General features: G+C 71.9%; 17 protein-coding genes and 1 other RNA gene. 15 read left to right on the forward strand and 3 right to left on the reverse strand.

What is annotated here, in order from left to right; all coding sequences use genetic code 11:
* Positions 1 to 289 precede the first annotated feature (289 nt).
* Complete coding sequence (locus DBP14_RS21910; RefSeq protein ID WP_129308850.1) at positions 290 to 4327, reverse strand: FHA domain-containing protein; 4038 nt, start codon at positions 4325 to 4327, stop codon at positions 290 to 292.
* Positions 4328 to 4749: 422 nt separating this feature from the next.
* Between DBP14_RS21910 and DBP14_RS21915 the strand changes: the two genes are divergently transcribed.
* From DBP14_RS21915 to DBP14_RS21930, 4 genes are all read left to right on the forward strand, one after another.
* Positions 4750 to 6477, forward strand: coding sequence for a serine/threonine-protein kinase (locus DBP14_RS21915; RefSeq protein ID WP_129308851.1), 1728 nt, complete (start codon positions 4750 to 4752; stop codon positions 6475 to 6477).
* A gap of 196 nt (positions 6478 to 6673) precedes the next feature.
* Complete coding sequence (locus DBP14_RS21920) at positions 6674 to 7927, forward strand: serine/threonine-protein kinase (RefSeq protein ID WP_129308852.1); 1254 nt, start codon at positions 6674 to 6676, stop codon at positions 7925 to 7927.
* Positions 7928 to 8016: 89 nt separating this feature from the next.
* Positions 8017 to 9123, forward strand: coding sequence for a peptide chain release factor 2 (gene prfB / locus DBP14_RS21925; protein ID WP_129308853.1), 1107 nt, complete (start codon positions 8017 to 8019; stop codon positions 9121 to 9123).
* Between the two features lie 318 nt (positions 9124 to 9441).
* The gene (locus DBP14_RS21930; protein WP_129308854.1) at positions 9442 to 10392 is read left to right on the forward strand and encodes a hypothetical protein; all 951 of its coding nucleotides are present in this window, start codon (positions 9442 to 9444) and stop codon (positions 10390 to 10392) included.
* A gap of 97 nt (positions 10393 to 10489) precedes the next feature.
* On the opposite strand, the gene DBP14_RS21935 is transcribed toward DBP14_RS21930, so the two are convergent.
* Positions 10490 to 10681, reverse strand: coding sequence for a hypothetical protein (locus tag DBP14_RS21935; RefSeq protein ID WP_129308855.1), 192 nt, complete (start codon positions 10679 to 10681; stop codon positions 10490 to 10492).
* A gap of 238 nt (positions 10682 to 10919) precedes the next feature.
* On the opposite strand from DBP14_RS21935, the gene ftsE reads away from it, so the two are divergent.
* From ftsE to ssrA, 5 genes are all read left to right on the forward strand, one after another.
* Positions 10920 to 11609: a cell division ATP-binding protein FtsE gene (gene ftsE, locus DBP14_RS21940; RefSeq protein ID WP_129308856.1), complete on the forward strand. Its 690-nt coding sequence runs from the start codon at positions 10920 to 10922 to the stop codon at positions 11607 to 11609.
* 59 nt (positions 11610 to 11668) lie between these two features.
* Positions 11669 to 12586 carry a permease-like cell division protein FtsX gene (gene ftsX, locus DBP14_RS21945; RefSeq protein WP_129308857.1) on the forward strand — a complete coding sequence of 306 codons (918 nt, stop codon included), beginning with the start codon at positions 11669 to 11671 and terminating at the stop codon, positions 12584 to 12586.
* Positions 12587 to 12653: 67 nt separating this feature from the next.
* On the forward strand, positions 12654 to 13868 hold the full coding sequence (locus DBP14_RS21950) for a S41 family peptidase (RefSeq protein ID WP_129308858.1): 1215 nt from the start codon (positions 12654 to 12656) through the stop codon (positions 13866 to 13868).
* 69 nt (positions 13869 to 13937) lie between these two features.
* Positions 13938 to 14417, forward strand: a complete 480-nt coding sequence (gene smpB, locus DBP14_RS21955; RefSeq protein WP_129308859.1) for an SsrA-binding protein SmpB — start codon at positions 13938 to 13940, stop codon at positions 14415 to 14417.
* A 128-nt stretch (positions 14418 to 14545) separates the two neighbouring features.
* Positions 14546 to 14933: a transfer-messenger RNA gene (gene ssrA, locus DBP14_RS21960) on the forward strand.
* A 134-nt stretch (positions 14934 to 15067) separates the two neighbouring features.
* Here ssrA and DBP14_RS21965 read toward each other — a convergent pair.
* Complete coding sequence (locus DBP14_RS21965) at positions 15068 to 16327, reverse strand: MFS transporter (protein ID WP_129308860.1); 1260 nt, start codon at positions 16325 to 16327, stop codon at positions 15068 to 15070.
* Between the two features lie 83 nt (positions 16328 to 16410).
* Here DBP14_RS21965 and DBP14_RS21970 point away from each other — a divergent pair, with 83 nt between their 5' ends.
* The 6 genes from DBP14_RS21970 (at position 16411) to DBP14_RS21995 (ending at position 22023) form a co-directional block, all read left to right on the forward strand.
* Positions 16411 to 17409 carry a LysR family transcriptional regulator gene (locus tag DBP14_RS21970; RefSeq protein ID WP_129308861.1) on the forward strand — a complete coding sequence of 333 codons (999 nt, stop codon included), beginning with the start codon at positions 16411 to 16413 and terminating at the stop codon, positions 17407 to 17409.
* Positions 17410 to 17586: 177 nt separating this feature from the next.
* On the forward strand, positions 17587 to 18246 hold the full coding sequence (locus tag DBP14_RS21975) for a hypothetical protein (protein WP_241740999.1): 660 nt from the start codon (positions 17587 to 17589) through the stop codon (positions 18244 to 18246).
* Complete coding sequence (locus DBP14_RS21980; protein WP_129312014.1) at positions 18243 to 19280, forward strand: hypothetical protein; 1038 nt, start codon at positions 18243 to 18245, stop codon at positions 19278 to 19280. Before DBP14_RS21975 ends, DBP14_RS21980 begins: the two co-directional genes overlap by 4 nt.
* 437 nt (positions 19281 to 19717) lie before the next feature.
* The gene (locus tag DBP14_RS21985) at positions 19718 to 21229 is read left to right on the forward strand and encodes a DUF4246 domain-containing protein (RefSeq protein ID WP_129308862.1); all 1512 of its coding nucleotides are present in this window, start codon (positions 19718 to 19720) and stop codon (positions 21227 to 21229) included.
* A gap of 62 nt (positions 21230 to 21291) precedes the next feature.
* A complete protein-coding gene (locus tag DBP14_RS21990; protein ID WP_164992212.1) occupies positions 21292 to 21543 on the forward strand; it encodes a hypothetical protein in 252 nt (83 codons plus the stop codon).
* 9 nt (positions 21544 to 21552) lie between these two features.
* Positions 21553 to 22023 (forward strand): hypothetical protein, encoded by a 471-nt coding sequence (locus DBP14_RS21995; protein WP_129308864.1) that lies wholly within the window; start codon positions 21553 to 21555, stop codon positions 22021 to 22023.
* The last annotated feature ends 8 nt before the right edge of the window (positions 22024 to 22031 follow it).

Genomic DNA, 22031 nt, shown 5'->3' on the forward strand with positions numbered 1-22031 from the left:
GCGCATGCGCGTGTATTTCGGACGCGTCAGACGGGGGGAGCGGCGCGGGGACCCCTTCGTGTACGGCAGCGGGAGCGGTACGGAGGACCTTTCGCGTACGACGGCGGGCCCCGCGTCTCCGGTCCAGGAGCGGCAGTGGGCCCCGCGCCGCCCGGATCCGGGAGCGAGGTCTGTCGTACACGGGGGGCCTTCGCGTACGGGAGCGGGCCGCGCGCCCTCGGGTCCGGGAACGAGGCCGCTGTCGTACAGGGGCCCTTCGTGTACGACAGCGGGTCCCGCGCCGCCCTGATCAGAGGAGCGAGGCCGCTGTCGTCGCCGAGACCTCGCGGGCCGCCCGTTCCACCGCGCTGGCCAGCAGGGCCAGGTCGGTGGGGCCGTTGCCCAGTTCCCGCACCGGCCGGCGGGTCGGCGGGTCGCCCATGCGCTGCCACTCCAGCGGGACCACCGTGGGCCGTTGCGTCGCGGTGCGCGGGATACGGCCGGTCACCCGGCCGGACTGGAACCCGCTCCATCGTCCGTCGGCGTGGGCGAGCCGGCCCCGCCCGGGCGCGGGCTCGTCCGGCCCGGAGACCGGCGGGTCCAGGACGACGCGCAGGGTGGCCCTCCGTGCCGGCTCCGTCTCGGCCGTACGACCGCCCACGCCGGCCGCCGCCACCAGGTGCACACCCAGTCGCGCGCCGTCCCGGGCCACCGCTTCCAGCGCCCGCAGCACCGATCCGGCGGCGGGCCGGCCCGGTGAGCCGAGCGCGGGGGAGACCAGCGCGTCCAGGTCGTCGGCGACCACCACGAGCCGGGGCAGCGGCGGCACCACGGCCGCGCTCCGCCGGGCCGCTCCGCCGGGCCGCAGCCGCATCGTGGAACTGGGCGCCGCCTCAAGGTCACCGGCACCGGCCACGCCACCGTCCAGCGCGCCGGTCCCGTCCGCACCGCCCCCAGCCCCGGCGCCGTCACCGGCCGCCGTGCCCGGGCGTCCCACCGGCCGGCGCTGGGCGACGATCCGGCCCGACACCTCGCGCCCCGCATGCCACTGGGCGAAGTCGGAACGGCCCAGCAGCTCCGCGCGCCGCTTCAGCTCCGCGCTCAGCGACTGGGCGAACTCCCGCATCCGCACTGGATCGTTGGCGATCAGATGGGTCGTCACATGCGGTATGTCCGTGCAGACCCGCAGCCCCTCGCCGCCGCGTCCGGCACCGGTGCCGATGCCGTCCCGGCCGTCTATGAGCACCATGCCCAGCCGGTCGGGCCGCTCGGCGGCGGCCAGCGAGGCCACCACGGCCCGCAGCAACTCCGTACGGCCGCTGCCGGGCGGCCCCTCGATCAGCAGATGCGGTCCCTCGGCCACCAGGTCGGCGACCAGCGGACCGTGCGCCCCGGCGCCGAGCACCGCCCGGGCCCGGCCGCCCAGCGACTCCGTGTCGTCGCCCGCGTCCGCCCAACGGGCCATCAGCGAGGCCGGGGTGGCCCGCGCGAGCCCCAGCTCGTCCAGCAGCCGCGCCGACTGCGGCAAGGGTGCCGCCACGCGCGCGTGCCGCTTCCCGGAGGGGCCGTCCGGCCGCAGCGGCGCCAGCGCCCGCGCGACCCGCTCGGCCCAGGCACCGGACACGGCGTCCACGGAGGCGAGCGTCCCCGGGCTCACGGGACCGCTCGGGGCGACGCGCATCAGATGCAGCGCGGTGGCGACGTCGCCGCCCAGCAGGGCGACGGCACCGCAGTGCCGGAACGTGGGCACGAACTCGCAGGCCGCCTCGTACGTCTGCGTCACCGGCGAGTCGGGGGACGAGGGCGCCGTCTCGGCGAGACACAGCACGTGCACCCCGGCCCGGGGCCCGGCCACGGCCAGCCGCCCGAGGACGTCCCGCAGCGCGCCCCCACCGGGATCCCCGTCCACGACGACCACCGTGTACGGCCCCGAAAACCCGCCACCCCCGCCCGGCCCGACATCGGCACGCGCCCACGAAGGCCGACGCCCCCCATCACCGGCCCCCGCGAACTCCCCCCGCCCCGGCCCCGCACCCGGACCCGGATCCGCCCAGACGTCGGCGCCGCCCGCCTGATCCGACATGGCCGACACGGCTGCCACATCCGTCCCGGACCCGCTGCGGGCATGCTCCACCGGCCCAGCGGCCCACGGGCCGGCCGGAGGGCCGGGAACACCCGGGACCGGCGGGGTCGCGTCAGCGGCTTGGCTTGAGTTGCCGCCATCGCCCGGCGGCGTCGAGTGGTCCGCGGCGCCGTGGCCCGGGTACCGAAGGTCGGCCGGGGCCCCGGTGACCGGGCCCGTGGACCACGCCGGGCCGGTGCCGCCGCTCTGCGGTGCGGAGTCCTCCGCGGCGCCGTGGCCCGGCCGGCCGGGGCCAGAGGGGGTGTGCGGCGGGGTGGGGTGGACGCTTCGCGGATCGGCTTCCGCCGTCGTGGTGTGGCCCGCCGGCGTCTGCCCGTCGCCGGAGGGCCGGCCGCCGGACCGGCGCGCCGGGCTCGGCGGCGCGGGGAGTCGGGCGGTGCCCGGGTGGGCCGCGGTCCGGCCCGTCGTGGCGTGGGTCTCGACCCGGCGCAGCAGTTCCTCCGCGCGGGCCGCCGCCTGTTCGCGGTCGTAGGCCAGCAGCAGCCGGCAGTCCTGGCCGTGGCCCGGACGGACGTGCGGCAGCCAGCCCAGCCACGACCACTCGGCCGTGCGCTCCTCCACCGGCCGCGACCGGTCCGCACTGATCAGCACGATCTCCAGCTGGTCGGGGGAGTGCAGCGCGGCCAGCTGGGCCAGCACCGCGCGGGCCAGCCCGGACAGCCGGGGACGCGGACCGGCCAGACCGAGCGCGCCCGCCTCCCGGAGGTCGGCGGTGACCGGCACGGCCGGCAGCAGCCCCGAGCCGTCCGGCGCGCTCCGGTCGGCCGTGCCGAGCCGCACGGTCAGCGTCTCCGCGTGACCCGGCGTCCGCTCCCACAGCCGGGGACCGGGACCCAGCGCCGTCAGCAGCACCGCGGCCGGGTCGGGCCAGGCCTCGGGCTGCTGCGGCACGCCCGCGACGGGGGCGTCGGCCGCACCGCCGCCCTCCTCGCCGTACGCCTCCGGAACGGCCGCCGGCTGCTCCCCGCGCCCGCCGGCCAACCGCCGCGCCCACGCTCCGAGGCCGCCCCGGCGCCGCACCCCGGGCGGCACGTCGGGTCCCCTGAGCGGGGTGCCCTTGCGGCCGTCCGGGGCGGGTCCGTCTTCCTCCGCCGACGTACGGGCCGGGCCACCCGCCGCTCCGAACCGGCCGACGTGCGTGTCCCCGCCCCCGGAATCCGCGGCTGCCGCCGCCCCCCGGGGCCCCCGGTGCTCGATCCCCGGCGCCCCGGCCTGCTCCGGCACCACGGGCCGCGCCGTACGCCGGTGCTCCTGGCCGCCCGGGCCGGCGGCCGCCTCCCAGCCCCCACGGCCCCCGTCACCGCCGTACGCGTGGTGCCCGCCACCGGCACCGCCCGTCCCGGCACCCTCACCGTCGTACCCGTACTGCACGCCACCGGCACCGGCCGCCCCCGCAGCCCCGGCGCCGCCGCCCCGCTCCACGCGCGCGTGCCCGCCACCGGCGCTCCCCGCCGGACCCGGCCCGCCGATCGCCTCGGCCGCCCGCGCCACATCCGCCACGTCCATGTCCGCGCCGGCACCCCCCGCGGCCCCGGCTCCGACGCGCACGCACCCCTCTCCGTCCGGAACCCCGCGCATCCGGGCCCCCGGACCCCCGGACGGCGTAAGCCTCAAGGTCGACTCTCCGATCCTCAGGAGGGCTCCCGCGGGGAAGCGGACCGGGTGGTCGCCGACGCGCGCGCCCGCGAGGACCGTGCCGTTCGTGGAGTTCAGGTCGGCGACCGCGACACGGCCGTCGGCCGAGACGGTGACCGCGCAGTGCAGGCGGGAGACGTCGGGGTCGTCCAGCGGGACGTCCGCCTCGGCGGAGCGGCCCACGGTGATCCGGCCGCCGTGCAGCAGATGGACCCCGCCCGCGTCCGGCCCCGCGACCACGTGCAGCTGGGTCGGCGCGTCGTCCAGCTCGGGATGCGGCTCGGGGGCGGGCGGGGCGCCCAGGGCCAGCACGGCCCCGTCGACCAGCGGCGGCTCGCCCAGCACACACCGGCGGGCGTCCAGCCGCTCCGCGCCCGCGTACAGCACGACCGCCGCGCCAGAGGACTCCCGGCCCGCGCCCGCGTCCCCGGTGACCGCCGAGGCCAGCGCCGACGCCACCGCGGCCAGGTCCGTGCCCGTGGGCGCCGTGACCAGCACGTCGCGGCTCGCGGCACGCCCCCGCTGCGGAGACGGGCCCAGCGGGTCTACGACGGTCAGCCGGATCTGCATCGCCGTCAGCGGTCCCTTCTGCGCGAACCCGCCCCGCGGGGACGAAGCCGCCCAGCGGTCCCCGCCGCAGGCTTCCCCCACCGCCGCACGAGCACGTCGGCCAGTACTCCCCGCATCCTCGCACCTGTCACTGACAACACGCCCGCGCCCCCGGAACAAGTGATCTTGTTTGGTCAGCTCTGCCCCCAAAAATGCCTGACGAGGACCGCCCCGGCGATCACTTGAGATCGGTCACGTCCACTCCTCGGCAACCACGGGACCGGGGTACGCGTCTTTCCTTCGAAACTTTCCTTCGTCCCGCCCCCGGCCGTCCGGCCGGACTTCGGTCGAACAGGGACCGGAACGCTTACGTAGTGCCTTTCGTAGCGGCACTACAGTGGGGCGGAACACTCGGAACACCAGCAAGCGAGCAGGGAGCGCACGTGCGGCCGGTAGGCAGCAAGTACCTCCTGGAGGAGCCGCTCGGACGCGGCGCCACCGGGACCGTCTGGCGAGCCCGCCAGCGAGAGGCCGCGGGCGCCGAGGCGGCCGTGGCCGGCCAGCCCGGCGAGACGGTCGCGATCAAGGTCCTCAAAGAGGAGCTGGCGAGCGACCCCGACATCGTGATGCGCTTCCTGCGGGAGCGCTCCGTCCTGCTGCGCCTCACCCACCCGAACGTCGTCCGGGTCCGCGACCTGGTCGTCGAGGGTGACCTGCTCGCGCTCGTCATGGACCTGGTCGACGGCCCCGACCTGCACCGCTACCTGCGCGAGAACGGCCCCTTCACCCCGGTCGCCGCCGCCCTGCTGACCGCCCAGATCGCCGACGCCCTCGCCGCGAGCCACGCCGACGGCGTCGTCCACCGCGACCTGAAGCCCGCGAACGTCCTGCTCAAGCAGGACAGCGGCCAGATGCACCCGATGCTGACCGACTTCGGCATCGCCCGCCTCGCCGACTCCCCGGGCCTGACCCGCACGCACGAGTTCGTCGGCACGCCCGCGTACGTCGCGCCGGAGTCCGCCGAGGGCCGCCCGCAGACCTCCGCCGTCGACATCTACGGCGCCGGCATCCTGCTGTACGAGCTGGTCACCGGCCGCCCGCCGTTCTCCGGCGGCAGCGCGCTCGAAGTCCTGCACCAGCACCTCAGCGCCGAGCCGCGCCGCCCCTCCACCGTCCCCGACCCGCTGTGGACGGTCATAGAACGCTGCCTGCGCAAGAACCCGGAGGAACGGCCCAGCGCCGAGAACCTCGCGCGCGGGCTGCGCGTCGTCGCCGAGGGCGTCGGCGTGCACGCCAACCCCGCGCAGATCGCCGCCGCCGAGGGCGTGGGCGCCCTGCTCGCCCCCGACCCGGCCCCCGCCGCCGTCCCGGGAGCGCCCGGCGCCGCCGACCCCACCCAGGTGCTGCCCACCGGCGCGCCCCAGGGGTCGTACGACCCGAACGCCGCCACCAGCTTCCTGCCGCACACCGGCGGCCCGGCCGGAGCCGCCGACCCCACCGCGGTCCTGCCGAACACCGGCGCCGCCGACCCGACGGCCGTCATGCCGCCGATGCCGCAGGGCGCCCCCGGACAACAGGGGCAGCACGACCCGTACGGCCAGCAGGGGCAGCCTGAGCAGCCGCACCCGTGGCAGACCCAGCTGCGCGCCGCCCGCGACCGCAACGAGCAGACCCAGATCCAGTACCTGGACCCGGACGAGGACCCGCTGCGCCGCCGCCCCCAGCGGCAGGTCGCCCGCCCCCAGCAGCAGCCCCGCCAGGCCCCGCAGGGACGCGCGCAGCAGCCGCAGCCGCGCGGCGCCCGGCAGCGCCCCCCGGCCGGGTACGGCTACCCGCAGCAGCAGCCCCAGCAGTACGCCCCCCAGCAGTACGCACCGCAGCAGCAGCCCCAGCGGTACGCGCCCCCGGCCCCGGAGCCCCAGCGGCCCATGCGCGAGCCCCGGGCGCCGCGGCAGCGCAGCGCCAACCCGATGAAGATCCCGGGCCTCGGCTGCCTCAAGGGCTGCCTGTTCACGATCGTCATCCTGATCGTCGCCAGCTGGCTGATCTGGGAACTGACCCCGCTGCACACCTGGGTCGGCGAGGGCAGGGGCTACTGGCACGAGGTGCGCAACCTCGTCCACACCGTGTCCGGCTGGGTCAAGGACATCGGCAGCGCCACCGGCAACTGACCGCAGGGTTGGGGATTTGTCGACATCCAGCGGGTGATTTCCGTCTCCGCGGTGAAGGTTGGCTCTTTCGGCGCGTAGTTTTGTCGACCGGGGTTCCCGGTCCGTCGGCCGGGGCCCGGGGGCACGCGGCGTCAGCGCTTGACGCCGGCGCCCCGGAATGACGCAGCACCGACAACACGCGTCTGTGGGAGCAGCCTTGGCACGGAAGATCGGCAGCCGGTACACCGCGAACCAGATCCTGGGGCGGGGCAGCGCCGGCACGGTGTGGCTGGGCGAGGGACCGGACGGCCCCGTCGCCGTCAAGCTGCTGCGTGAGGACCTCGCCTCCGACCAGGAACTCGTCGGGCGCTTCGTCCAGGAGCGCACCGCCCTGCTCGGCCTGGAGCACCCGCGCATCGTCTCCGTGCGCGACCTGGTCGTCGACGGCAACGACCTGGCCCTCGTCATGGACCTGGTCCGCGGCACCGACCTGCGCACCCGCCTGGAGCGCGAGCGGCGCCTCGCCCCCGAGGCCGCCGTCGCCGTCGTCGCCGACATCGCCGACGCCCTCGCCGCGGCCCACGCGGCCGGCGTCGTCCACCGGGACGTCAAGCCGGAGAACGTGCTCCTCGACATGCAGGGCCCCCTCGGCCCCGGCGGCGCCCACCCCGCGCTGCTCACCGACTTCGGCGTGGCCAAGCTGATCGACTCCCCGAAGCGCACCCGCGCCACGAAGATCATCGGCACCCCGGACTACCTGGCCCCCGAGATCGTCGAGGGCCTGCCGCCCCGGGCCGCCGTCGACATCTACGCCCTCGCCACGGTCCTGTACGAACTCCTCGCCGGCTTCACCCCCTTCGGCGGCGGCCACCCCGGAGCCGTCCTGCGCCGCCACGTCACCGAGACCGTCGCCCCCCTGCCCGGCATCCCCGACGAGCTCTGGCAGCTGCTCGTGCAGTGCCTCGCCAAGGCCCCGGCCTCCCGGCTGCGCGCCTCGGAACTCGGCGCCCGGCTGCGCGAGCAGCTCCCCACCCTCGCCGGCATGCCTCCGCTCGACGTGGACGAGCCGGACCCGGAACTCGCCGAGGACGGCACCGACGAGGCCACGGCGCCAACCGGCTCCGGGTCCGCCACCGCCGAGCAGGTACGACGCCGGGGCGCGGTCTCCCTCGTCCCGGGCGCCAAGCCGGACTCCAACCGCGACACCCACACCTCGATGCGGGTGCCCGCCCCCGACGAACTGGCCGGCGGCGCCCGCGGCACCGCCCGCGTCCCCCGCCCCGCCGGCGCCCCCCGCCCCGGCTCGGCCCGCCACCGCGCCCAGGCCCGCCGCCGCCGGATCACCCTGGGCGTGGCCGGAGTGGTCCTCGCCGCGGCCATCGGCGCCGGGACCTGGGCGGCCCTGTCCGGCGACGGCGACGGCACGCCCCCCGACGGCACGAACTCCTCGTCCTCCTCGTCGACACCCTGACCCCGGGCGGTGCGGGCGGCGTACGGCCTCCACCGGCCCGGCCGGGCGGCCCTGCCGTCGCCGCCCGGCGGAGCCGTTACGCTGGAGGCGTGGCAGTCGTCGATGTATCCGAAGAGCTGAAGTCCCTCTCCTCGACCATGGAGTCGATCGAGGCCGTCCTGGACCTCGATGGCCTGAGGGCCCAAATCGCCGTGCTTGAGGAGCAGGCCGCGGTGCCCTCCCTGTGGGACAACCCGGACGAGGCGCAGAAGATCACCAGCAGGCTCTCCCACCTCCAGGCCGAGGTCAGGAAGGCGGAGGCGCTGCGCGGCCGGATCGACGATCTCGCCGTGCTCTTCGAGATGGCCGAGGAGGAGGACGACCCGGACACCCGCGCCGAGGCCGAGTCCGAGCTGGCCGCGGTGCGCAAGGCGCTGGACGAGATGGAGGTCCGCACCCTGCTCAGCGGCGAGTACGACGCTCGCGAGGCCCTCGTCAACATCCGCGCCGAGGCCGGTGGCGTCGACGCCGCCGACTTCGCCGAGAAGCTCCAGCGCATGTACCTGCGCTGGGCGGAGCAGCGCGGCTACAAGACCGAGGTGTACGAGACGTCGTACGCGGAGGAGGCGGGCATCAAGTCCACCACCTTCGCCGTCCAGGCGCCCTACGCCTACGGCACCCTCTCCGTCGAGCAGGGCACGCACCGCCTGGTCCGCATCTCGCCCTTCGACAACCAGGGCCGCCGCCAGACGTCCTTCGCGGGCGTCGAGGTGCTGCCGGTCGTCGAGCAGACCGACCACATCGAGATCGACGAGTCCGAGCTGCGGGTCGACGTGTACCGCTCCTCCGGCCCCGGCGGCCAGGGCGTCAACACCACCGACTCCGCGGTGCGCCTGACCCACCTCCCCACCGGCATCGTCGTCTCCTGCCAGAACGAGCGGTCGCAGATCCAGAACAAGGCGACCGCGATGAACGTCCTCCAGGCCAAGCTGCTGGAGCGGCGCCGCCAGGAGGAGCAGGCCAAGATGGACGCCCTCAAGGGCGACGGCGGCAACTCCTGGGGCAACCAGATGCGTTCGTACGTCCTGCATCCGTACCAGATGGTCAAGGACCTGCGCACCGAGCACGAAGTCGGCAACCCGGAGGCCGTGTTCAACGGTGAGATCGACGGTTTCCTGGAAGCCGGAATTCGCTGGCGCAAGCAGCAGGAGAAGTAAGTAGCCCAGTGAATTTGTCGACATGACAACTGCCGTCCTTGGGGCGGCAGTTCTCACATGTCTGGGTTTTACATCACACTCACGAGCTGTAAGTCATGGCAAACGCCGCCCCATCGGACATTGCACTCGGAACGGCCTTGACGTGCCTTTGACCCATGGGCAAGGGTGAGCTTGGCATGCGCATTTCCGGGGTGCATGTGAACCGGGGGAGAGGAACGGCTCGGGCGTCGACGTCCGAATCCGTCAGCTGCCTCCGTCGATCACGGCACACCCTGCGCGCGGCCTCATTGACGACCAGCTACTGGGGGTAGCAACCATATGACGAAGAAGACGCGCGTCCGGGTCGCGCGCATAGCCGCCGGCGCGGTCATCGCGGCCGGCGCCTCGCTGACGGCGGCGGGCGCGGCCTCGGCCATGGACGCGAATGTCCAGCTGGGCCCGATCACGGTGGACGCGAAGACGGCTCCGGGCGACACCAACGGTGGTGACGGCTGCGACCCTCTGGGCGTGTGCACCACGACCGGCGGTGACCCGTCCACGACCGGCGGCGACCCGTCCACGACCGGTGGGGACCCGTCCACCACGGGCGGCGACCCGTCTACCACTGGTGGGGACCCCTCCACCACGGGCGGCGACCCGTCTACCACTGGTGGGGACCCCTCCACCACGGGCGGCGACCCGTCGACGACGGGCGGTGACCCCTCCACCACGGGTGGCGACCCGTCCACGACCGGCGGCGACCCCTCCACCACAGGTGGCGACCCGTCGACGACGGGCGGTGACCCGTCCACCACGGGTGGCGACCCGTCTACCACCGGTGGGGACCCCTCCACCACGGGTGGGGACCCGTCCACGACCGGCGGCGACCCCTCCACCACCGGTGGGAACGGCTCGTCCGGCGGTAACTCCGGCGGTAACGGCACGGGCGGTGACCACGGCAACTCCGGCGGCAACGGCTCCGGTGGTGACCATGGCACGGCCGGTGGGAACTCCACCGGCGGCGGTTCCAGCACCGGCGGCTCCGACACCACCGGTGGCACCACTCCCGACGGCGGCGGCAACAACACCGTCCCGCAGGAGCAGGGCTCCTCGGCCCTCACCGACACCGGCTCCGACACCACGGCCAAGGGCGGTGGCAAGCAGCTCGCCGAGACCGGTGCCGGCCAGACCGCGTTCCTGCTCATCGGCGCGGCCACGATGATCGCCGGCGGCATCGGCTTCCGCGTGCTGCCGCGTCTCGCGGCCGGCCGGGGCGGCGCTGCGGCCTGACCGTAGCCCCACGGGTACGGAACGTACTCACCAGGCATGACGAAGGGCCCGGAGCCTCACGCTCCGGGCCCTTCGGCCTGTCTGTGGGGGACCTTCGTCAGACGGTCTGGTGCGCCAGCAGCACCACCGCGGCGATCAGCACCGCGAGCAGCGCGATCAGCGCGGCGGGGTTCAGTCCGGCGAAGAAGCCCTCCTGCTGCAGCCGCTCGCGGTTGGCACGGCACACCGGGCACCGGCCCTCACTCACGGGCGCCGCGCAGTTCGCGCACACCAACCGGTCGTACGTCATGCGCTCGCCCTCCTCGCACCGGCCATCACACACAACAACGTCTGCGGGAACGAGAACGTTCCCCTTACCACTGTGCCAGGTTCCTCCGGAGCGTGCGCGGGGCCCCGTCAAAGCGCCGGCACCACAAGCTGCTGCACAAAAGCGCACAAGCCACCCGGAACCCGGTAGGGCCCTGCGCTTGCGCGCCCGGGTCGCGTATGGTCACGCTCATCTACCCCCGGCGACCCGTGGTGCATCCGTGATCCGATTCGACAACGTCTCCAAGGTCTACCCCAAACAGACCCGCCCAGCCCTCAGGGATGTCTCCCTGGAGGTGGAGAAGGGCGAGTTCGTGTTCCTGGTGGGGTCCTCCGGCTCCGGAAAGTCCACCTTCCTGCGGCTCGTCCTCCGCGAGGAGCGGTGCAGCCACGGCCAGGTGCACGTGCTCGGCAAGGACCTCGCGCGCCTGTCCAACTGGAAGGTGCCGCAGATGCGCCGCCAGCTCGGGACGGTGTTCCAGGACTTCCGGCTGCTGCCCAACAAGACGGTCGCCGAGAACGTCGCCTTCGCCCAGGAGGTGATCGGCAAGTCCAAGGGCGAGATCCGCAAGTCCGTGCCGCAGGTCCTCGACCTCGTCGGGCTCGGCGGCAAGGAGGACCGCAGGCCGGGCGAGCTGTCCGGCGGTGAGCAGCAGCGCGTCGCCATCGCGCGGGCCTTCGTCAACCGGCCCAAGCTGCTGATCGCCGACGAGCCCACCGGCAACCTCGACCCGCAGACCTCCGTCGGCATCATGAAGCTGCTCGACCGCATCAACCGGACGGGCACCACCGTCATCATGGCGACGCACGACCAGAACATCGTGGACCAGATGCGCAAGCGCGTCATCGAGCTGGAGAAGGGCCGCCTCGTCCGCGACCAGGCCCGCGGCGTCTACGGCTACCAGCACTGAAGAACGCACTGACGCACGCAGTGAAGCACGTTCACGACGGAAAGGCTTGACCAGACGCCATGCGCGCCCAGTTCGTCCTGTCGGAGATCGGAGTCGGTCTCCGCCGCAATCTGACGATGACCTTCGCGGTCATCGTCTCCGTCGCCCTGTCCCTGGCCCTGTTCGGCGGCTCTCTGCTGATGAGCGACCAGGTGAGCACCATGAAGGGCTACTGGTACGACAAGGTCAACGTCTCGATCTTCCTGTGCAACAAGCACGACGCCCAATCGGACGCCAACTGCGCCAAGGGCGCGGTCACCGAGGACCAGAAGAAGCAGATCCTCTCCGACCTGCACAAGATGAGCATCGTCGAGAAGGTGTCGTACGAATCGCAAGACCAGGCGTACAAGCACTACAAGGAGCAGTTCGGCAACTCCCCGCTGGCCAGCTCCCTCACGCCGGACCAGATGCAGGAGTCGTACCGGATCAAGCTCAAGGACCCGCAGAAGTACCAGGTCATCGCCACCGCGTTCAACGGGCGCGACGGCGTGCAGTCCGTGCAGGACCAGAAGGGCATCCTGGACAACCTCTTCGGGCTGCTCAACCTGATGAACCGGGCGGCGCTCGGCGTGATGGCGCTGATGCTCGTCGTCGCGCTGCTGCTGATCGTCAACACCGTGCGGGTGTCCGCGTTCAGCCGGCGGCGCGAAACCGGGATCATGCGCCTGGTCGGTGCCTCGGGCTTCTACATCCAGGCCCCGTTCATCGCCGAGGCCGCGGTCGCCGGGCTCATCGGCGGCGGCCTCGCCTGCGTGTTCCTCGTCGTCGGCCGGTACTTCACCATCGACCACGGCATGGCCCTGTCCAGCAAGCTGACACTGATCAACTTCGTAGGCTGGGAAGCGGTGTTGACCAAGCTCCCGCTGATCCTCGCGACGAGTGTGCTGATGCCGGCGCTGGCAGCGTTCTTCGCGTTGCGCAAGTACCTGAAGGTGTGACGCACGCCAAGAGGGCCGTACGGTCAACCGTGCGTACGGCCCTCCGTGTTGTCCTAGACTCACCGCCATGTCAGGCCGTGACCCCCTCTGTCCGCCCCGCCGTGCCCACCGCGGGGCAGCCCTGACCCTGGTCTTCGTCGGCGTCCTCGTCGCCGGGGCCGCCACCGGCTCCTTCCCGGACACCGCCGCGGAGGGCCGGACGGGCGCCGCCGGAGACAAGTCCGCCGCCGGACCGGCCCGCACGGCCTCCGGACCCGTCCGCAAGACCGCCCGGCACGAGGCCGTCCAGAAGGCCGCCGCCGAGGCCATGGCCGACGGCAAGTCCCCCATGGAGGCCGCCGAACGGGCCGTCAGCCGCAGCGGCGACCGCTGGGGCGCCGTCTACTCCCAGGGCGAGTACCAGGAGTTCCAGGAGGCCCTCGACGGCGAGTACACCGGCGTCGGCCTGTGGGCGCGGCGCGGGCGGGACGGCCGTATCGAGGTCAGCAAGGTGCAGTCCGGCTCGCCCGCCGCGGACGCCGGCATCCGCGCGGGCGACCGGCTGCGCAGCGTCGACGGCACCCGGGTCGAGGGCCGGCCCGTCACCGAGACCGTCGCCCTGCTCCGCGGCGACGCCGACGACGCCGCGGCCGGGACCACCGTCACCGTCGGCCTCCAGCGCGGCACGCGCGCGTGGACGGAGACGTTGCGCCGGGCCCGCCTGTCGACCGACTCCGTGACCGTCCGCAGGCTGTCGGGCCAGGTCACCGTGATCAAGGTGGCCGCCTTCACCAAGGGCGTCGGCGACACCGTCCGCGCCGCCGTCCGCCAGGCCCCGGCCGGCGCCGGGATCATTTTGGACCTGCGCGGCAACTCGGGCGGACTGGTCACCGAGGCGACCGCCACCGCCTCCGCCTTCCTCGACGGCGGCCTCGTCGCCACGTACGACGTCGACGGCGCCCAGCGCTCCCTGCACGCCGACCCCGGCGGCGACACCGCCCGGCCCCTGGTCGCCCTGGTCGACGGCGGCACGATGAGCGCGGCCGAGATGCTCACCGGCGCCCTCCAGGACCGGGGCCGCGCCGTCGTCATCGGTTCCCGCACCTTCGGCAAGGGCTCCATCCAGATGCCGACCGACCTGCCCGACGGCTCGGTCGCCGAGCTGACCGTCGGCCACTACCGCACCCCGTCCGGCCACGCCGTCGACGGCCGGGGCATCACCCCGGACCTGGAGGTCGCGCCGGGCCCCGAGGCGTTGGAGCGGGCGGAACGGGTCCTCACGGGCCTGGGCGACCCGTCGTGACGCATCCGGCGGCCCGCCCTTAATCCGCTTCCCTCCCACCCCCTCCGTGGTGCGAAAATGGGCGGCACTATGGCTAAGGAAAAAGGGCGCAAGCTGATCGCGCAGAACAAGAAGGCGCGGCACGACTACCACATCCTCGACACCTACGAGGCCGGTCTGGTGCTCATGGGGACCGAGGTGAAGTCGCTGCGCCAGGGGCGGGCCTCACTGGTCGACGGCTTCGTGCAACTGGACGGTCACGAAGCGTGGCTGCACAACGTGCACGTGCCCGAGTACAGCCAGGGCACCTGGACCAACCACAGCGCCCGCCGCAAGCGGAAGCTGCTGCTGCACCGCGACGAGATCGACAAGCTGGAGTCGAAGTCCCAGGAGACGGGTCACACCATCGTGCCCCTCGCCCTGTACTTCAAGGACGGCCGCGCGAAGGTCGAGATCGCGCTGGCGAAGGGCAAGAAGGAGTACGACAAGCGGCAGACCCTGCGGGAGAAGCAGGACCGCCGTGAGGCCGATCGGGCGATGTCGGCGGTACGGCGCAAGCAGCGGGCCTGAGCGGATGCCTGCCCGGCGGGTCTGCCGGTGGGAATACGCTGGCACCGACCCGCGTTGGTCACGTACGATGGCACTGCACCTCACCGAGGGTGCGCGCCCCCTCTCCGGAGGGTTTGAAAAAACAACATGGGGATGATCGGTTTCGACAGCGGATGTCGAAGCAGGGGAAGCGTGTCGAGGAAGCGGCCATGATCTCGTAAACCACAGGCCGAAAAAAACAATCGCCAATACCAAGCGCGATTCCTCCCACTTCGCCCTCGCTGCCTAATCAGCAGCTAAGCGAAGCTCTCACGGGAGTGTCAGCCCGGGGCTGTTCCCGACCCGGATCCTGGCATCAGCTAGGGGACTAAACCTTGATCCCGGTCACGGGGTGAAGAGGGAAACCAAACAGTGACTGGGCCCGTCGGCGACTTGTTCGCGTGATCGCCGGGGCCGAGAAAAGCGAAGCGAACTGCACACGGAGAAGCCCTGGTTCCGCACCGTTGGACGCGGGTTCGATTCCCGCCATCTCCACGAGCCCCCTCCCGGGGGGTACCCCATGTGGGCAACGGCCCCGTCGCTTGTGCGGCGGGGCCGTTGCCGTGGAAGCTCGTGCTCGTGCGCTGTCGCCTGCGGGCGCGTCGTGGCTGGTCGCGCAGTTCCCCGCGCCCCTAAGGGGCGCTCTTGACTGCGGGCAGTCGTGCTGCTGGGGCGGCACGGGTGGGCGCAGGCGGCACCCTGCCAGCGCCGGTAAGCGCAGCCACCCCCAGCGCAAGCAGAGCCGCGCCCGCCGGCACCGCGTACCCGACCGCCGCGGACAGGTGCTCCACCACCCACCCTCCCACCGCCGACCCGCACGCGATGCCCCCCAGCAGCCCGGTCACCACCAGACTCATCCCCTCGTTGACCCGGTCCTCCGGCGTCCGCCGCTGGACCACCGTCATCGCCGTCACCATCGTCGGCGCCGTCGCCATCCCCGCCACCAGCAGCGCCCCCGCCAGCACCCACAGCGACCCGGTGAGACCGGCCGCCGCCCACGGCAAGGTCATCAGCACCGCCATCCCGGCCAGGCAGTGCTCCAGCCGTACGTCCGTCGGCCGTACCGCGCCGTACACCAGACCCGCCGCACACGACCCGGCGGCCTGCAACGCGAGCACGGCACCGGCGGCCGAGCGATGCCCGTGCGCGTCGGCGAAGGCGATCGTCACGACCTCCATCGACCCGAACACCGCCCCGGTCGCGGCGAAGCACGCCAGCAGGGGCGGAATCCCGGGACTGCGCAGCGGCGAGGGCGCGGCCGACCGCCCCCGCACCGGTGGCTCGGTACCCCGCTGCGCGGCGAACACCAGCATCCCGCCGAGCAGCAGGACCGCCCCCGCGAGCGTGCCCGCTTCGGGGAAGAAGGCACCCGTCAGAAACGACGCCAGCACCGGCCCGAGCATGAAGCACAGCTCGTCGGCGGCCTGCTCGAAGGAGTTGGCGGTGTGCAGCGCGTCCGGGTCGTCCCGGAGCAGATGGGCCCAGCGCGCGCGGGACAGCCCGCCGATGTTGGGGGTGCACGCGGTGGCGCCGTACGCGACGAACAGACTCCAACTCGGCGCCCCGTACCGCACGCACACCAGCAGCCCCACACTCCCCAGCACGGCCACGACCGTGGCCGGCACGGCGACCCGGGCCTGCCCGAACCGGTCGACGAGCCGTGCGACCCACGGCCCGAGGACGCCGGTCGCCGCGAGCCCGGTGGCGGTGACGGCACCGGCGAGGGCGTACGACCCCCGGGCCCCGGCGATCATCACGACGGCACTCACACTGAACATGCCCATGGGCAGCCGGGCGAGCAGGTTGCCGACGGTGAAGGCGAGGGTGCCGGGCCGGGCGAAGAGCCGCAGGTAAGCACGGGCGCGCCCACGGGAGACGGTGATCTCGGACATGCCTACACACTCACCCGGACCGAAGGACGGGGTCCAACACCTACTACGAACCCATCAACACACCGGCGTTGTAAATTCGGCGCATGCCCGCCGCCCCCACAGACCCCCGACTCCTCCGCGCCTTCCTCACCGTGGCCGAGGAGCTGCATTTCACGAGGGCGGCGGCGCGCCTCCACGTCGCTCAACAAGCACTCAGCCGAGACGTACGGCGCCTCGAACGCGACCTGGGAGCGGACCTGTTCGTCCGTACGACCCGCCAGGTGACCCTGACCCCCGACGGTGAACGCCTCCTCCCGCACGCCCGCAGGGTCCTCGCCGCCCACGACGACCTCCTCGCCGCCTTCGGCCAGGCCCGCCCCCTCCTGGTCGACCTCAACTCACCCGGCCCCACCACCGGCCGCCGAGTCCTGCACCGCGCCCGCGAACTCGCCCCCGGCCACGAGCTGATGGCCCGCTACGAAAGCGGCCTGACCGGAGCGGCCACCGAGATCCTCGCCGGCCGCCTGGACGCCTCCTTCGGCCGCTACGCCGGCCTGGACCCCACCCTCCGCGCCGGCCTCGACCACCACCCGGTCCGCTACGAACAGATGGCGATCCTCCTCCCCGAGGCCCACCCCCTGTCCTCCCGTGAGTCCATCGCCCTCCCCTCCCTCTCCGGCGAGACGGTCTACGCGGGCGCCGGCAACCCCCGCACCCCGGAATGGACCGCCCTCGCCGAGGACCTCTTCTCCGCCCACTCGATCCACCTGGCCCCGCCCCTGCCCCTGGCCGTGGGGGACGAGGAGTTCGAACGCATCATGGCCAAGACGGGCCACCCGGTCCTCGCGGTCCAGAACTTCCCCACCCTCCCCGGCACAGTCCTCCGCCCGCTCATTTCCCCCATCCCCCTCTCCCCCCTCTCCCTGGTCTGGCGCAAGCACCTGTCCCACCCGGCCCTGACAGCCCTCCGCCGAGCGGCAACGGAACTGGGGGAGACGGAGGGTTGGCTTCGGAGGCCGCCGGGGAGCTGGATTCCCTCGGCGGACGAGGAGGCGATGAGCGGAGGCCCCACACTCCCTTTGCGAGGGCCAACACCCCGCTGACCGTTGGTCATGGCGGCGTCATGGAACAGCAACCGAACGCCGACTTCCGCGCCCACTCATCCCCATGTGTGAACTTTGTGCCACTGGGGCGACCGGCCCGCCCTTTTGCCCCCGCAGCCGACCTCGATACCGTAACGGCTGCTCAGCAAATGCCAACCGCCCCCACAGGAGCCAGCCGTGACCCGCCCCTCCCGCCTGCTCACCACAGCGACCGCCGGCGCCATGGCCGCACTCCTGCTCGCCGGCTGCGGGGGAGGGGGCGGCAGCGACACGAACTCGAACGGCAAGATCAAGGGGGCGGACACGGGGGGTCCGACTTCGGCTTCGCCGAGTGCGTCAGCGTCCACGGCTCCGGGCCGTCCGAACCTCGACATGCCAGCTGATCTGTCTTACACCTTTGACTGGCCCAAGACGGGTGACAAGGACAAGGACGCCGTCCTCTTCGACAGCGAACAGTCGATCAAGGCGGTCGACCTCGCGATCGTGCACCAGGACCCGCTCGACAAGGCGTACCGCTTCTACTACGACGGTGAAGCCGCAGCTCAGACGCAGCAGTTCATCAAGGCCTATGTGAAGGCCAAGGCGCGAACGACCGGCAGTTACCGCTACTACAACCCTGTGGTGAATCTCAGCGGGTCGAACGAGGCGTCTTTGGTGTACTGCGAGGATCAGGGCAAGGCCTACGACTTGTACTTGAAGACGAAGAGGGTCGACAAGACACCCGTCACCAAGAACAGCTATGTCCTGTACAGCTCGCAGATGCACAAGAACGACAAGGGCGTGTGGGTCATCCAGAAGCTCATGTCTGTGAGGGGGAGTTCGAAGTGTCAGCCCTGAGCACCGGTTCGCGGTCGCTGGTGGTGCTTTCGCTGATCGGGGTGATCCTCGTGGGAGCGTCACCTGCGGTGGCGGACAACAAGATCGGCGGCGGCGCCCAGACCCCTCCGACACCTGGAGAGAAGACGTCGGGCTCGGCATCCGATGACGGCACCCTGTCCTCCACAGCCGGCGTCATCGTCTACGACCGCTCGAAGAACGGCTCCGGCCCCACCACGGGCCCGGTCACCCCCACCACCTCCTGGACCCCGCCCGCCTGCTGGTACGCCCCGAAGTACACCCCCGCGCAGCTGAAGGCCTACCTGGAGCCGATCTGGGAGGCCGAGTCGACGGGCTCGCAGTGGGACCTCGAGCAGCGGAATCGCTACGTCAAGGGCAAGCCTTACAAGGACTTCAACAAGGACAAGGCCGGCAAGGGCTACTGGTGGGACTCGTACGTCAACGAGGACTTCCCGCCCGGCTGGGACAAGTGTGATAAGCCCATCTTCTGGGTCGACAAGGGTGACGCTCCGCCCGCGGACATCCCGAACGCCGTAACCCCCGAGATCCTGGCCGAGCTCGCCTACAACGAGATCCGCGTCCCCACCACGAAGGTGTCCCTCGCCCCCGCCGACAGGACCAAGGTCAACCTCCCTACCTGGGCCTGGCTGGACGGTGTCCGCTTCAAGCCGGTGTCGGTGACCGCCTCGGTACCCGTGCTCGGTATCTCGGCCACGACCACCGCGGAACCGGTGTCCCTCAAGATCGACCCGGGCACCCCGGACGCGGAGACCTACCCCGCATCGGGCGCCTGCGAGATCAAGAACGGCAGCATCGGGGAGAAGTTCACCCACGGCAAGGCCGACGAGACACCCCCCTGCGGAGTCACATACCTCCACTCCTCCGGCAACGGCTCCTTCCCCCTGAAGGCCACCATCACCTGGAAGATCCACTGGACCGGCACAGGCATCACCGGTGACCAGCCACTTCCCGACGGCACCTTCGGCAACACCCAGGACGTCGTCGTACAGGAAATCCAGGCGGTCAACCGCTGAGGGACAGGAAGTGCCACTGCCCTCTTCCCCGGCCGCCCGCACGCCCGCTGAGCGGTCCGACGACTCCGTGCCGCGAGTGGAAGCTTTGGGCCACACCTGATGGCCTTGACCAGGGCAGACCCAGCGCTCGATCCGCCCATACCGTCCAATCGATCCGCCGGAGCCAGCCTTGATCCGCTGCTCTCGCCTGCTGGCCGGCTGTGGGGGAAGGGAGCCCAGGGCGCCGCGACGAACGAACCTCGGGCTTGGTCGCCGGTACGACGGCCTCCTGACGCTCGCCAGGCGCCGAACGCAGGCGAGGGAACCAACCCTTGTCACGGGTCAAGGGATCGCTTGTGCAGCGGACAGCCCGGTCCCCGGTGCCACGGCTGCGCTGTCAGTCCCCTGAAGTACTCTTCCCGCCGATACACGCACACCGACCGTGAGGATCAGAAGAGTTGACCGGCTTGTCTGCCTTCCCGCTGCCGTTTCAAGCGTCCCGTTCCATATCGTTCGCGAAGCCCCGAACCCTCCGGGAACTCGAGATGATGCAGTGCAGCGCACTCATCCGGTCGAAGCCGCGGTGGTTCGAGAAGATGAACGACGCCGAGATCGTCGCCAGGTGGACGCGGGAGGCGGTGGCCCAGGGCCTCACCGAGGCACAGGTCCGCTACGTGCTCGCCGAACTCCACCACTACGCCGCGCTGCGGGACGCGGGTACCGGCATCGAGGTCTCCGCCGTCGACGGGGTGTGGCAGTCGGACACCCTGATCGACGACCAGCTCCGATCCCGGCTGCGCGAGGCGGTCCGGGTGCTGGAGCAGGTCCCTGAAGCAGAGCAGGACTGGCATCCCGGCTCCGACGGCCAGGTGCTGGACCTGGTTCACCCCTCACTGTTCTGCCTGGTGAGGGAGGCGAGCGGCGCACCCGAGAGGGCGTGGCAGAACCCGACGGACCGCTACTCGAAGCACGAGTTCTCGGAGAAGTTCCAGTGGCTGCCCACGGACGTCGACGTCAGCGAGGACGGTGACGTCACCTTCCGCTCGTACGTCAACAACGTCCACCCCGAGACGCATCGCGAACTCGCCTCCGTCCTACCGGATTTGTTCGCCCGCCTGCGCCCGCTCCTTGAGAACGTCCTCACCGACCTGTGCCACCCGCGCCCCCCGCGGATCGAGGCCGATCCCTGGGGTTGGTACGGCGACTCGGAGCCGGAGTATCCGCAAAAGGCTTCCTTCAGCGAAGACCAGGCCTACAAGGACGCCCTGGACGCATGGGAAGAGGCCCACGACGACTGGTGGGAGAACCGCCGCCCGGCCGTCCCGGACGCCCCCGCCTTCACCGCGCCCGAGCTGCCCGGTGAATCCGCCCGAGTCGATCTGCGCGGCCGCAGCCTCCAGGTCATCGTCAAGCTCGCCACGATTCACCTGACCCCGGACAAGCCCGAGTACGCCGGGGGTTCCTGGCACGTCGAGGGCATGCTGAACGAGCGGATCGTCTCGACCGGCATCTACTACTGGGACAGCGAGAACATCACCGAGAGCCGGCTCAGCTTCAGAGCGGCCCTCGACGACCCGGACTACGAGCAGAACGACGACAACGGCATGCGGGACGTCTACGGTCTGGAGGACGAAGACGCACTGAACCAGGTGCTGGGATCGGCATCCACCCCGGCCGGCCGCTGCCTGGCCTTCCCGAACATCCTGCAACACCGCGTCGGCTCGTTCCGCCTCGCGGACCCCACCCGCCCGGGCCACCGCAAAATACTCGCGTTCTTCCTGGTCGACCCGTCGGAAAAGATCGTCTCGACCTCCGACGTGCCCCCGCAGCAGCCCTGGTCCGACACCTCGACCATGACCCTCGACCAGGCCAAGCGCTACCGCGAACAACTCATGCAGGAACGCAAGTTCTTCGTCGACGAACACAACGAGCAGCTCTACGAACGGGAGTTCTCGCTCTGTGAGCACTGAACTCCAACTGCGCTATGCGAGCCGGCCAGCCACATAGGTGGCCCCATTTCGATCCGCACGAGATGATCGCGGCAACACTCGTACAGCACCCCCGCTACGTGGACTGCGCCGACAGCCGCTGGGACGAGAACGCCGCGTTCATTGCCATGGCCAGGGAAGCGGTGCCCAAGCTGGTGCCGGAGGTCAAGTACTTGCGGGAACTCCTGTCCGAGGGACACGACCTCCGAAAGAAGCACGAACGGAGGCCGCCGAATCAACCACCTGCGTCAGAAAGCCCTGCTGCCCTGGACGACCTGCGCGCAGCGACGGAATGAGCCAGCTTCATGTCTTCTCGACCCGCACCCGACTGGGAGACCGGCGAGGGAGTGTTCGGCATCAGCGATCCCGCTGAGGTGGATGCCGCCTTCGCGCGCGATGAGAACCACCTCGGCACTGCCGTGATCTCCTTGGCGCTCACCTGTTCGCTGGAGGAGGCCTCGCCCCGGATCGTCAGGGCCATGCAATTGCCTGACCTCCACCAGCGGATCTACGCGTTCACGGCAGCGGGCGACGCCGCGCGACTCAACCAGGGACTGACGCCCGAGCTGTACGCCGCCCTTCGCACGGAGGGGATCAAGGGCCTCGCCGAGGACGCCATCCGGGACACACTGACGTTCGTACCGCACCGGGACCTGCCGCCATGGCTCAAGCGGCTGCGTGTCTATCTGAGGGTGCGGGACAAGCTCGAATACTGGTGGATGCTGTGCACGGACGCGGTCGAGGACGCTCGGCGCGTCCTACGGCGGCGTCGCTGAGGCGGCTG

It is taken from the genome of Streptomyces sp. L2 (assembly GCF_004124325.1).
Classification (GTDB): Bacteria; Actinomycetota; Actinomycetes; order Streptomycetales; family Streptomycetaceae; genus Streptomyces.